Below are 12,083 nucleotides of genomic sequence, written 5' to 3'. Positions count from 1 at the left end.
GGCGAGCGCTGGCGCGAGCCGGCTTTTCACGGAAACAGCGCCCGCTCTAGTTGAGCGCCAGCCCCGATCGCGGCCCGACCATTTGGTCGATCGCCTCCACCACGATTTCCGGCGCGGCATGGTGCGGCATGTGGCCGACGCCGGGCAGCAGCACGAAGCGGCCCTGCGGCGCCTGCCGCGCGATCGCAGCGGAGTGAATCAGCGGCGAGACGATCGCGTCGCTGTCGCCGGTAATCGCCACGACCGGCACCTTCAAAGCGGGATAGCGCGGCACTTGCGCGCTCACGAAGTCGAATGTCGCGGCGATGTCCTGCGAATTGGCGCGGAAGGTCGAAGGCCGCAACAGGAGCGCGATTTCGCCGGTATCGAGATAACCCGGCGTCACCGAGCGCGGCGCGAAGACGCTGGTCGCGCCGGGCTCGATCAGCATCCGCGCAGCCGGTACGCCGACCAGGCGAGTGAAGATCGGCCCGACCAGCGGCCACGCGGTCAGATGATGATACCAGGCGATGCCGCCCGGCCAGGGATGGCTTACGGCGCCGAGCAGCACCAGCCCGCGCAGCCGCTCCGGGTGGTCGAGCGCGATGCGCCCAGCCAGCGCGCCGGCCAGCGAATGCGCCACCAGCACGAAGCGCTCCGGCACGACCGCGTCGATGCCCTGCATCAGGGCATCGGCCTGCCGCGCCGGATCGGCCATGGCATCGCCCTCCAGCCGGTCGCTCCAGCCATGGCCCGGCCGGTCGAGCGCGACGACGCGGTAATGGCCGAGATCCGGGCCCAGCGTCGCCAGCAGATCGGCATGGTTCGAGGAGGCGCCATGGATCAGGACGACGGTGCCGCGCGACTCGGCACTGGGCCGGCTCTCGCGATAATGCAGCCGCCCGCCTGCAACGGACACGAAGCGGCCCGTCGCCGGATAACGACGTTCGGCCTGTGCCCCGAGCCATTCGGACCAGAGCAGGAGCCCGGCGACGGCGAGGACGAGAACGACGAGGACAGAGCGGATCAGCATGACCCGCATACGCGCCGAACGCCGTTTCGGTTTCGTGAAGACGTCAGGCACGCTTCGGAACATCGAGCCCTCAGGCGTCGCGGCCGTCGACCTCGGTCTTGAGCGAATCGACCGCGCTCTTCACGGCTTCGAGCTGGGGGTAGACCTCGAGCGCACGGCGATACGCGACCATGGCGCGCTTGTCGTCGCCCTGCTGGCGCAGGATCGTGCCGAGCCCCATCATCGCGCCGTAATGGCGTGGCTCGCGCTTCAGCGCCTCGCCGATGTCGAGCATCGAGCGGATCGGGTCGCCGGCGAGGAAGAGCGCGTTGGCGCGCTGGTTCCAGCCCTCGGCCCAGTCCGGCTCGAGGCTGACGACACGGTCGAGCAGTTCGATCGCCAGGTCGAGCTGCTTGGCCTTCGTCGCCGTCTGGGCGCGCGTCATCAGCAGATCGGCGGTGGCGGAACCGGAGCGCGCCCAGCGGCGCTGGATCAGATTGGCGATGCCCCTGGCCTCTTCCGGCGTCTTGGCGGCGGCCAGCCGCTCGAACAGCCGCTCCAGCGTCGCCGCCGGTCCGCGCGAAGGCCCCGGCGTCACGGAAGGATTGTCGTCCTTGTCGGTCGGTGCGACGGCGCCGGGGCGCTGCGGAGGAACGTCCTGCGCCTGTGCTACGCCAAGCGAGACGCCAGGCGAACTGGCAACCGCCAGCGCCAGCAGGAAGGCGGCGGGAAGCGTGCGGGCGATCATCATGGCTGCAAGTCTAGCCGCCCGCGCGATCAGGTCAATTCACGGAGCGGCGACCACCAACGTAAAAAAGCGGGCGCGCCCGTGGGCGCCCCGCCATGTTGTCGTCCACAGGATGGGTAGCGGCGGCCGAAAGACCGCCCCGACCTCAGCCCTGGCGCGCCTTGAAGCGCTTCTGGACCTTGTTGATGATGTAGACGCGGCCCTTGCGGCGCACGAGCTGGTTGTCGCGATGACGGGCGCGCAGCGACTTCAGCGAATTGCGGATCTTCATGGTCTCAACTCCATCGATCCACCCCGACGGGGCGAACCGGTCAAAAACGGAACCAGCAAAAAACGGAACCAGCCAAATCCATATCCAGCGACGCGAGCCGGAAGACCGGCCCTCATCGACCACGCGAATGGTGCGGCTGATGCGATGCCGGCTGTATACGGATTTTTCCGGAGATCGCAAGGGCGCAAGGCCGAGGCTGCGCGTAAAAAGCTGTTACAGGGCCATTGATCGGCGAGCCGCGCCGGTTCGGCGGGAACTTTCCGAGAGCCGGAACGTTGCCCGCATTCAACGCTGGGACATCATCATCATGAACATATCGACCCTTGGCCTGCTCGCTGCGGCCGCGATCGCGCTTGGCGCCTGTAACACCACCGAGCAGCGCATCGGCGGAGCCGCCGCCGGCGCCGGGACCGGAGCGCTCGTTGCCGGGCCTGTGGGCGCCGTCGTGGGCGGCGCGGCCGGGGCGATCACCGCACCGACCGTGGTGCGCACGACGCGGCGCGCCACGCGCTGAGACCTCGACGGCTGGCGGGTTACGGCCGCCAGCCGGTTTCTTCGACCGGCGCGTTCTCGCGCGCCTCCTCGCGGCGGGCTTCCTCGACAAAGCCGAACAGCGCGCGCAAAGCCGCCTCGACACCCTCGCCAGAAGCCGAGGACAGCACGATCGGCATGCGCTTGCAGGCCCGCTTCAGTCGCGCGACCTGCTCCTTCAGCAGTTCGGGGCTGAGCGCATCGACCTTCGACAGCGCCACGATCTCGGGCTTTTCGTCGAGCCCCTCGCCATAGAGCGCAAGCTCGTTGCGCACCGTCTTGTAGGCCTTGCCGGCATGCTCGCTGGTGCCCTCGACCAGATGCAGCAGCACGCGGCAGCGTTCGACATGGCCGAGAAAGCGGTCGCCGAGGCCGTGGCCTTCATGCGCGCCCTCGATCAGGCCGGGAATATCGGCCAGCACCATCTCGCGCCCGTCGACCCGCACGACGCCCAGACCCGGATGCAGCGTCGTGAAGGGATAATCCGCGATCTTCGGCTTGGCCGCCGTGACGGTCGCCAGGAACGTCGACTTGCCGGCATTCGGCAATCCGATCAGCCCGGCATCGGCGATCAGCTTCAGCCGCAGCCAGACCCAGCGCTCCTCGCCGATCAGGCCGGGATTGGCATGGCGCGGCGCCTGGTTGGTCGCCGTCTTGAAATAGGCATTGCCGAAACCGCCATTGCCGCCCTTGCACAGAACGAAGCGCTGGCCCGGCTCGGTCAGGTCGGCGACCAGCGTCTCGCCGTCTTCGTCGAAGACCTGCGTGCCCGGCGGCACCTTGAGCGTCTTGGTTTCGCCGTTGGCGCCATGCCGGTCGGCGCCCATCCCGTGCCCGCCGATCTTGGCCTTGAAATGCTGCTGGAAGCGGAAATCGATCAGGGTGTTCAGCCCCTGCACGCATTCGATCACGACATCGCCGCCGCGTCCGCCGTCGCCGCCATTGGGCCCGCCGAACTCGATGAACTTTTCACGGCGGAAGGAGACGCAGCCGGCGCCGCCGTCTCCCGCCTTCACATAGATCTTGGCCTGGTCGAGGAATTTCATGGCTTCTCAGTAGTGATCACCGGGCGAAAGGGCAATGCGCGCGGCTCCCCTTCTCCCCTCGCGGGAGAAGGAAAGGCCTCACGCCGCCAGTCTCGGCGCCGCCATCTCGTCGCGCAGCGCCTCGGCGAAGCGCCGCGCCGCCAGCCCCGGCTGCGGCCCCATGATCAGCCCGACCGACAGCTCGAACAGCGCCGGCAACCCCTCGGCCGGCCCAAGCCGCCGCATCGTCGCCGGCACGGCGCTCTCGGTGACGGCGGTGACGCAGAATCCGGCCTCGACAGCCGAAAGCATGCCGGAGGTGTGCGAGCAGGAGAAGACGAGGCGATAGTCCTTCTTCGCCTCCGCCAGCGCGGCCAGCAGGCGCGGCCGCACCCGGCAGCCCTCGGAGAACAGCGCCAGCGGCAGGGTCTCCTGCAGCTCCGGCCGGTGCCCGCGCGCCGCGATCCAGACCACCGGCTCGCGCCTGACCACCTCGCCGACCGGGCGCCTCGGGTCCTGCGTCACCACCGCGAGATCGAACTCGCCGGCCGCCACGGCCGGCTCGATCCGCTTCGACAGGTCGCAATGCAGCTCCAGCTCGACCTTGGGATGCTCGGCCGCGAAGCGCGCGATCAGCGGGCGCAGGAAGGCGTCGACATAATCGTCGGGAATGCCGATCCGTAAGCGCCCCGAGGCGCTGTTGCCGCCGAGATCGTCGAGCGCCTCGCGCTGGATCGCGAGCAGCCGCCGGGCATGGGCGATCAGCCGCTCGCCGGCATGGGTCGGCACCACCCCCCGGCGCGAGCGCTCCAGCAGCCTGTGGCCGAGCTGGCTCTCCAGATCCTGGATTCGTACAGAGATCGCCGATTGCGTCCGCCCGAGCCGCGCGCCAGCCGCTGTGAAGCCGCCGCTCTCGACCACCGCCACCAGCATGTCGAGCGCCGCAAGATCGAAATGCGCGGACATGGCACAGGCTCCATCGATCGGTTTTAAGAATGGTTAAATCAGAATAATCCGTTTTTCCGATGGAAGGAAGCAGCGTAGATCAAGGCCAATCGTCATTGCGAGCACCGCGAAGCAATCACGCAAACGTCCTTCAAGAACGAATGCCATGAGCGACTCCACCATGTCTGCCCCCGCCGCCGTCATGCCAGGCCCGACCGCGCCCGCGCTCGCGATGTTCCTCGCCCTGCTGATGGGCGCGACCTGTATCGGCTTTTCGGGCGTGTTCGTGCGCTTCGCCGATGTCGGCCCGGCGGCGGCCGGCTTCTGGCGCATGATTTTCGCCTTGCCGGCACTCGGTCTCTGGATGGGGCTGGAGCAGCGCCGGCCCGGCCGCACTGCCGCAACCGCAGGAGCCCTTCTGCCGATCGTGCTGGCGGGCCTCGCCTTCGGCGTCGACGTGGTGCTCTACAATGCCTCGCTCGGCTTCACGACCATCGCCAACGCCTCGCTGCTCGGCAATCTCTCGCCGGTCGTCGTGGTGCTCGGCGGCTGGCTGCTGTTTGCGGAACGCCCGAGCCGGCGCATCCTCGGCGCACTGGCCCTAGCGCTGGGTGGAGCGGCGATGCTGGTACTGCCGAAATTCGCCGGCTCCGCAGTGCCTGCGCCAGGCGGCCTGTTCGGCGACAGCCTCGCCATCGGCGCCGCCGTCTCCTATGCCGCCTATATCCTTGCTGTGCGTCGCGCCCGCGACCGGGCCGAGGCCGGCCGCATCAGCCTGATCTCGAGCGCGATCTGCGCCGTCTTCTGCCTCGTCGCGGCGCTGGCGCTGGGCGAGACGATCATGCCCGCCAGCCTCACCGGCTGGCTCGCGGTGATCGCGCTCGGCCTCGTCTCGCATGCGCTGGGCCAAGGCCTGATCACGCTGTCGCTCGGCCATTACGGCGCCAGCGCCGCCTCCCTCGTCATGGTCTGGCCGGCGCTGGTCAGCGTGCTCGCCGCCTGGGCGATCTTCGGCGAGCAGCCCTCTCCGGCCCAGGCTTTCGGCGGCATCGCGATCCTCGCCGCCGTCCTGATGGTACGGAAGGGCTGAGGTTCAGGCCGCCAGAGCCTCAGCCGCAACGTCATAGTTCAGGATCACCGCGCCGTTGCTCAGCGGCCGCGCCTGCGTCAGCGCCAGCTTGCGCCTGGCGCTGCCCGGCTTGAACAGTGGCGTGCCCGCCCCGAGCACAACCGGCACGACGCAGAGCATGATCTCGTCGACGAGCCCCTCGCGCAGCAGCGAGTCGACCAGCTCGGCACTGCCGAAGACATAGATGTCCTTGCCCGGCGCCGCCTTCCGTCGGGCGATTTCGCCTGCGATATCGGCCGTGACCTGCGTATTGTTCCAGTCGGATGCTGTCAGGCTGCGCGAAGCGACGAGCTTGGGCAGGCCGTTCATGAAAGCCTTGGTCTCGCCCTCCTCCTCGGTCGATGTCCAATACGCTTTCATGCCCTCATAGGTGACGCGGCCGAAGACGAGCAGCCCCGCCTTGTCGCCGAATTCCTGGCTGAGCTGGGCCAGCTCGTCGCACCAGGCATCGCCATGGAAGGCGAGATCCCACTTCGTCGGGCCTTCGAACAGCCCGTCAAGCGTCACGAGATTCCACACGATCACCCTGGCCATCGAACCCTCCTTCTGCATCTGATTTGCCAGACTGCCAGCGATCGTTTCGGCGCTCCAGACCCCTCGTGCCCGGCGGGATTGCGATCCGGAGCGCCAGACTTCATCCTTGGCGCCTGCAACGGCGGAAGGTGAGCAGGGTGCGTGGATGTCTTCTGGCTTTGACGATGCTGCTGGCGCCCGCGGCGCAGGCGGCGGGTCCCTATGGCGAGATCGTCGTCGGCAACTGGAAGGGCGGCGCCTTCACCAGTGACGCGACCGGCGCCTTTTCGCATTGCGCCGTGAACGCCGGCTACCGGAACGGCACGCGTATGTTCACCTCGATCACGGCCGATCTGAAATGGCTGGTCGGCTTCGCGCACCCCAACTGGAAGCTCAAGGCGGGCAGCAAGCTGAACCTGCAGCTCGTCTTCGACCGCAGTGCGAGGATCGATGTCACGGCGGACGTCAAGACGCCGACGCTCCTGGCGATTCCGATGCCGGGCGATTCGGAGCTGATCAACGCCTTCCGCCATGGCCGCTATCTCGAGCTGGTCGCCAACGACCAGCGCCTGAGCTTCGCCCTGACCTCGACCGGCGAGATGCTCCCCGCCCTCGTCGCATGCGCCAGGCAGAGCGCGAGCATTCGCGGTCCGGTCAATCCGTCCGCCGGCCAGAACGCTGCCCGGCCGTCCGAGGCCGACATTCAGGCGAAGGCCGAGAAGCGGTCGGTGCTCGAAAAGACCCGCGACCTGATCCGGACGCGCATGCTGACCTGCATCGGCCGCGAGGGCAGCCCGATGCTGGCGACCGACGAGAAGGCCGAGGTCGTCGCCAAGGCCGCGATGATCTTCTGCAAGGCCGATGTCGATGCGCTGGCCCAGGCGATCATCGAGATCAACGAGCTCGACGGCACCCGGCCCGTGGATCGCGAGGCCGTGCGCCGCATCGCCACCCAGAGCGTCCAGGACGTCGTCGTCGCCCAGATCGTCAAGTCGCGCGGCGAGATGCTCAGCCGCCGCAACCAGCAGCCGGCCGCGCCATCTGGCAGGAGCACGCCGACGATTTCGCCGTCTTTGTAGGGAGGAAGACGCCCTGTGCAGATGGACGGCGGATCTCGGCCATCACCTTGTCGATGTGCGAGATGTCTTCGATGTGCCCGGAGCAGGCATCGGGACGCGGTCTGAACGCGATATCGCCGCTCCCGCCCCTCAGGAGCGCAGTCCCGTCATGACGGGACTGCGATAGCTGATGATCGCCGGACACAAAGCGAGGATGCTGCCGATGAGACAGAGCAGCGCGGCCTGCGCGAACTCGCCCGGCCCGATGCCAGGGCTGAGCTCAAGCCCGGTTCGGGCCGCGACGATGCCGGACACGGCCCGGGTCGCGGCGACGCCGAGCACAAGACCCGCGACGCAGCCGACGGCGATAAGCGCCGCCATTCCGAGCCAGGTCACCAGCAGCACATAGGATCGCGGTGCGCCGAGCGCTCTCAAGGTGGCGTAGCGGCGCCGGCGCAGGCCGTTCACGGCGATCAGGAGCAGGATGACGCTGGCGAGGATCAGCACCGTGTTCGTCGCCGACGCGACGACGAGGATGTCACGCATGTCGCCGAGCGCGCCGTAGAGCGAGACGAGAATCTCGGCCGGGAAGAAGGCCATCGTGCCACCCTGCCGGTACTGCGCCCGCAGGGCATAGGCGCCGGCGACGCTCTTCGGCTTCACCACGATCGCCGGCACGCCCGGCACGCGCTTGCCATCGAAAGGCGCACCGATCCCGGCCTCCCTGGCGGGCCGCCCCTCGCCCCGTCCCGATCCGGCCCGCCAGAACGGCGAGTCGCTTCCCGGCTCTGCAGAAGCATGGCCGTTGCCGAGACCGTGGATCTCCCACACACTCTCCACCGGCACGAGGATCGCCCGGTCCCAGGGCGAGCCGAGCTTCGGCAGCCGCCCGACGACCTTGAAGCCATGCCCCTCATGACGATGGCCGGCCTCGTCCTCGTTCTCCTCGCCCGGATGATGATCGCCCGCATGGCCGTGCGAGGGCGTGATCGTCTCGCCGAGGCGATAGTTCACATCGGCGCCGACGACGGCCTCGCCTTCGTCCTCGAACAGTCGCCCCTGCGTCGGCGCGATGCGGCCCCAGCGGCCGGCGAACCCGGCCGTCGTACCGACGATCGGATAACCCCGGCTGATGTCGCCGAAAGCGATCGGCGCAAAATCGGCGACGCGCTGGTCCTGCGCCAGTGCCTGCAGCAGCCGGCCTTCAACCAATGGCAGGGCCTCCGCCTGCAGATAGGTCGCCGACATCAGCAATTGCGTCTGGCTGCCAGGCGCGCCGATGAGCAGGTCGAAATCATCGGCGGCCCTGGCCGAGCCCAGGCGCAGCGCGCGCTCCTGCGCGCCGATCGCGACGCCGGTGGCGATCGCCAGCGCCACCAGCAGCACGATCGCCGGCGCCGTCCAGCGCAGCGCCCGCAGATCGGCCAGGACCATGGGAAAGGGGTTCATGCCGCGGCCTGCTTCGCCTGCATGGGGCCAAGGTCGAGCCGCTGCGCCATGCGTCCGAGCAGGCCGCCATCATGCGAGGCGCAGATCAGCGTCGCCCCGCTCCGCGCCGCCGCATCCAGCAGCAGGTCGCCCACCGCACCGGCGTGGTCGACGCCGAGACTGGCCGTCGGCTCGTCGGCGAGGATCAGGCAGGGTTCGTTGAACAGGGCACGCGCGATCGCGACGCGCTGCTGCTCGCCGCGCGACAGCACGGCGGCGCGCCGGCGCGGATCGCTCAGCCCCATTTGCTCGGCCAGTTCGAGCGCGCGCCGCTTCTGCCCGGGGCTCAACCGCCAGGAGGAAAAGCTCGCCGGCAGCGCGATATTCGCCGCGACATCGAGTTCGGGCACGAGATGGAAATCCTGGAAGACGAAGCCGACCGTGCCACGGCGCCAGCGGTCGCGCTCGCCTTCGCTCAGGGCGGAGACGACGAGGTCGCCCCATGCCACCGTGCCGCTTGTCGGCTTCAGCAGGCCGGCGACGAGATGCAGCAGCGAACTCTTGCCACAGCCGGAAGGCCCTCCGACGCCGAGCGTCGCGCCGGGTTGGAGCGTCAAGGCGGGAAGATCGAGAACCCGGAACGGCCTGGCGCTGCCATCCCTGTGATCGAGCGTGAGGCCGCTCAGATGGAGGGGCAGCGCCCGCACCTCAGGCAAGGGTGAAGCCGGCATCCACGATCCGGATCTGGCTGACGAAGCCCGTCGCCGCATCCGTCGCCGAACCGATCTCGAGACGGCCGCTGACGAGGACCTTGCGGCCGGCGGAGACGAGCGGTGTCTCCTGCTTCATCGTGACGACGACGATGTCGACGGGCCAGTCCGCATCGGACTGGCAGAACGGGCAGATCGCCAGCGGTTCCCGCGTCAGCACGAAGAAATGGCTTTCGGGCTTCAGCGGCGGCGCCATGTAGCCGACCATGCGCACATCCTTGCCACGCAGGCCCGTGACATGGTCGGAGAATTCGAAGCCGAGCACGCCGAAGGATTTGTACAGGCCATCGAAGCGGAGGGTCTCCATCCCGGCCGCCAGAGCGTCGCCGGGGAGGAGCGCCGCCGCGAGAGCCAGCATGGTCTCGCGGCGGGTCAAGGTCGGAGCGGGGGCGCACTGGCGCATCGGTGCCTCCATTCCCCCGATCATCGGCTCACTTGCCGCCGAGCGCCAGCGCTTCCGTCATCACGCGGAAGACGAAGGTGTTCGGCTTGTGGCCGCGGAAGCGCTCGGCGCCCGGGCCCATCGCCGTCAGGATGACGTCGTCGGCGGCATGGACGCCGCTATTGGCTTCGAAGGGCAGGTTGCCGGCTTTCCGCGCAACGACGGTGCCGGTGCAGTCCTTTTCGTTGGCGATGTTGGTCTTGCCATCGGGGCCCTTGACGGCCGGCACGCGCTCGCCGGTCATGTCAGGCCGGCCGGTGTCGCAGGTGTCGGGATAGCTGCCATAGACCACGGCGAGGCGACGCGAGGTATCGACATTGGTCGGGTAGCCCTCGGCGTCGAGCGGGCCGTAGTTCGGCGGCAGCGATTCGTTGTAGACGCCGAGCTTGTCGCGCAGGAGTTGGCCCGGGCGGCTGTCGTCATAGGTGCCGATGATCGACATCGGATGGGCGTGGTCCGGCACGACGATGATCAGCGTGTCGTTGCGGTCGCCGGCGAAATCCTTCGCGACCTTGACGGCGTTGTCGAGCATGATCGTGTCGAAGACAGAGCGCTCCCAGTCGAGCGAGTGGCTGTATTTGTCGATGCGGGCCGACTCGACCATCAGGAGGAATCCCTCCCCGTTGCCCTTGAGCATCTCGAGCGCGGCCTTGGTCTGCTCGACGACGTCGGGCTGGTCGGGGAAGCGGGAGACGGTGCCCTTCCTGGCCAGGCGCAGGTCGAAGGCGCCGTCGATATTGCCGGTGTTGTAGAGGCCGAGCAGCTTCCTGGAGCCGGCAGCGACCGCCGCGTTCATCTCGGTCTTGGTGGTGGCGAGCGTGTAGCCGGCCTCCTTGAACTTGGCGATGTAGTCCTGCTCGTCGGTGCGCTTCGAGCCCGGCGTCGTTTTGGAAAGGAAGTTCGGCGAGCCGCCGCCCATGATCACGTCGGGCTTCACGTCGAAGAACATCGTGACGATGTCGTTGAAGTCGGAGCGGCGGCGGGTATGGGCCACCATCGAGGCCGGGGTGGCGTCCTCGATCTCGGAATTGGTCACGACGCCGACCGCCATGCCGGTACGGCGCTTGACCAGCTCCGCGATGGTCTCGACCTTGGGATGGTCGAGCGTCAGGGCGTTCTTGGCGCAATACACGCCGAGAGCGTTGACGCAGGATTTGTGGCCGGTGGTGTAGGCATGCGCCGCATTGGCGCTGTCGGTGACGATCGAGTCGGTGCCCGAGGTCGAGATCAGCGCCATGTTGGACATGTCGTCCATGGCGAGCTCACCGTCATACTTGCCCTCCTTCCAGCCCTTGGAAAGGATGCGCGCGGCCGTGCGGTTGGCCACTGTCATGCCGTCGCCGATGAACAGGATGACGTTCTTGGCGCGGCGCGGGGTCGCGGTCGCGAACACGTCCCAGTTGACCGTCGCCTTGTTTGCCCCTTGCGTCGCCTCGACGACGTACTTGCCGGCGGGCAGCGCCGCGCCGCGCAGCCACATCGCCGAATGTTTCTGGCCTTCCTCGCTCTGCATGAAAGTCGTGGCCCGGCCGAGGATCTCGGCGGCCGGCTTGCCGTTGATGGTCACATTGACCTCGGCTGAGGTCGGCGCGTTCGGGAACTCGACCTTGAAGTCGAAGCGCGAGCCTTCGAGAATCTCGGCTCGGTCGATCGGGTAGATCGTCTGGGCCGTCGCCGGGCTTCCCAGGAGGCCAGCGGTCAGGGCCGTAGCCAGCCAGTAATGTGCGCGCATGTCATTCTCCGGTGAAAGCACTCGGGCGGATCGTGGCAGCCGTAGGTCCAGTATGTGACAGTTTCATCAAGCCGACGCGCGCGGCCCGGTCTCATGGGGCGCGCTCCGGATCGCCACCCGGAGCGTCCAGGCGTTGTCGCCCGGATCATCGCATTGCGAAGCGGAATCCTGAGCCGCCGCGAGCGGCCGCCGCCAACGCCGTCTGGCAGCGGAATAACGCCGATTTCGCCGTCGGGCGAGGGCAGGATGGCCGGCACGATCACGAGACCGCGGCGGTCTCGCAGATAAGGTTCTTCGCCGACCCCAGCTTATCCCCGGCCACTAGAGAGCCCCGAAAATAGAGCGGTCGAGCAGCGGAATGCTCCATGCCCGTCCGATTCGACGACGCGATCGGCACGCTCGGACAACTGGTCCTCGCAGACGATCGCGCCGCCATCGTATGCTTGCCCCATGAATGGGAGGAAGAGCGCGTGGCGCCGTTGGAGCTGGAACCGATCTGA

14 protein-coding genes are annotated in these 12,083 nt (G+C 68.0%); 4 read left to right on the top strand and 10 right to left on the bottom strand.

Going from position 1 to position 12,083, the window contains the following annotated elements; translation table 11 throughout:
• Positions 1-46: 46 nt before the first annotated feature.
• From C8D03_RS11500 to ykgO, 3 genes are all read right to left on the bottom strand, one after another.
• The gene (locus C8D03_RS11500; protein WP_181300900.1) at positions 47-1,012 is read right to left on the bottom strand and encodes an alpha/beta fold hydrolase; all 966 of its coding nucleotides are present in this window, start codon (positions 1,010-1,012) and stop codon (positions 47-49) included.
• Between the two features lie 70 nt (positions 1,013-1,082).
• Positions 1,083-1,742: a tetratricopeptide repeat protein gene (locus C8D03_RS11495; protein WP_108046377.1), complete on the bottom strand. Its 660-nt coding sequence runs from the start codon at positions 1,740-1,742 to the stop codon at positions 1,083-1,085.
• 142 nt (positions 1,743-1,884) lie between these two features.
• The gene (ykgO, locus tag C8D03_RS11490; protein ID WP_038363015.1) at positions 1,885-2,010 is read right to left on the bottom strand and encodes a type B 50S ribosomal protein L36; all 126 of its coding nucleotides are present in this window, start codon (positions 2,008-2,010) and stop codon (positions 1,885-1,887) included.
• A 307-nt stretch (positions 2,011-2,317) separates the two neighbouring features.
• On the opposite strand from ykgO, the gene C8D03_RS11485 reads away from it, so the two are divergent.
• Positions 2,318-2,524 (top strand): hypothetical protein, encoded by a 207-nt coding sequence (locus tag C8D03_RS11485; RefSeq protein ID WP_108046376.1) that lies wholly within the window; start codon positions 2,318-2,320, stop codon positions 2,522-2,524.
• A 19-nt stretch (positions 2,525-2,543) separates the two neighbouring features.
• Here C8D03_RS11485 and obgE read toward each other — a convergent pair whose 3' ends face one another.
• Together obgE and C8D03_RS11475 are read right to left on the bottom strand one after the other, a co-directional pair.
• Positions 2,544-3,587 carry a GTPase ObgE gene (gene obgE / locus C8D03_RS11480; RefSeq protein ID WP_108046375.1) on the bottom strand — a complete coding sequence of 348 codons (1,044 nt, stop codon included), beginning with the start codon at positions 3,585-3,587 and terminating at the stop codon, positions 2,544-2,546.
• A 78-nt stretch (positions 3,588-3,665) separates the two neighbouring features.
• Complete coding sequence (locus C8D03_RS11475) at positions 3,666-4,532, bottom strand: LysR family transcriptional regulator (RefSeq protein ID WP_108046374.1); 867 nt, start codon at positions 4,530-4,532, stop codon at positions 3,666-3,668.
• 145 nt (positions 4,533-4,677) lie between these two features.
• On the opposite strand from C8D03_RS11475, the gene C8D03_RS11470 reads away from it, so the two are divergent.
• Positions 4,678-5,601 (top strand): DMT family transporter, encoded by a 924-nt coding sequence (locus C8D03_RS11470; RefSeq protein ID WP_108046373.1) that lies wholly within the window; start codon positions 4,678-4,680, stop codon positions 5,599-5,601.
• Positions 5,602-5,604: 3 nt separating this feature from the next.
• On the opposite strand, the gene C8D03_RS11465 is transcribed toward C8D03_RS11470, so the two are convergent.
• Positions 5,605-6,174 carry a dihydrofolate reductase family protein gene (locus C8D03_RS11465; protein ID WP_108051533.1) on the bottom strand — a complete coding sequence of 190 codons (570 nt, stop codon included), beginning with the start codon at positions 6,172-6,174 and terminating at the stop codon, positions 5,605-5,607.
• A gap of 164 nt (positions 6,175-6,338) precedes the next feature.
• Between C8D03_RS11465 and C8D03_RS11460 the strand changes: the two genes are divergently transcribed.
• Positions 6,339-7,232 carry a hypothetical protein gene (locus C8D03_RS11460; RefSeq protein WP_108046372.1) on the top strand — a complete coding sequence of 298 codons (894 nt, stop codon included), beginning with the start codon at positions 6,339-6,341 and terminating at the stop codon, positions 7,230-7,232.
• Positions 7,233-7,361: 129 nt separating this feature from the next.
• On the opposite strand, the gene C8D03_RS11455 is transcribed toward C8D03_RS11460, so the two are convergent.
• From C8D03_RS11455 to C8D03_RS11440, 4 genes are read right to left on the bottom strand one after another with little or no spacing between them, the layout of a single operon-like run.
• Complete coding sequence (locus C8D03_RS11455) at positions 7,362-8,660, bottom strand: FtsX-like permease family protein (RefSeq protein WP_108046371.1); 1,299 nt, start codon at positions 8,658-8,660, stop codon at positions 7,362-7,364.
• Positions 8,657-9,370, bottom strand: a complete 714-nt coding sequence (locus C8D03_RS11450) for an ABC transporter ATP-binding protein (protein ID WP_181300898.1) — start codon at positions 9,368-9,370, stop codon at positions 8,657-8,659. The genes C8D03_RS11455 and C8D03_RS11450 overlap by 4 nt, the downstream gene beginning before the upstream one ends.
• Positions 9,348-9,812, bottom strand: coding sequence for a hypothetical protein (locus C8D03_RS11445; RefSeq protein ID WP_108051531.1), 465 nt, complete (start codon positions 9,810-9,812; stop codon positions 9,348-9,350). Before C8D03_RS11445 ends, C8D03_RS11450 begins: the two co-directional genes overlap by 23 nt.
• Before the next feature lie 28 nt (positions 9,813-9,840).
• Positions 9,841-11,583 carry an alkaline phosphatase gene (locus tag C8D03_RS11440; protein ID WP_108046369.1) on the bottom strand — a complete coding sequence of 581 codons (1,743 nt, stop codon included), beginning with the start codon at positions 11,581-11,583 and terminating at the stop codon, positions 9,841-9,843.
• 365 nt (positions 11,584-11,948) lie between these two features.
• Between C8D03_RS11440 and C8D03_RS26955 the strand changes: the two genes are divergently transcribed.
• A complete protein-coding gene (locus C8D03_RS26955) occupies positions 11,949-12,083 on the top strand; it encodes a hypothetical protein (protein WP_282568592.1) in 135 nt (44 codons plus the stop codon).

It is taken from the genome of Bosea sp. 124 (assembly GCF_003046175.1).
Classification (GTDB): Bacteria; Pseudomonadota; Alphaproteobacteria; order Rhizobiales; family Beijerinckiaceae; genus Allobosea.
This window is presented reverse-complemented; position numbering and strand designations above follow the sequence as displayed.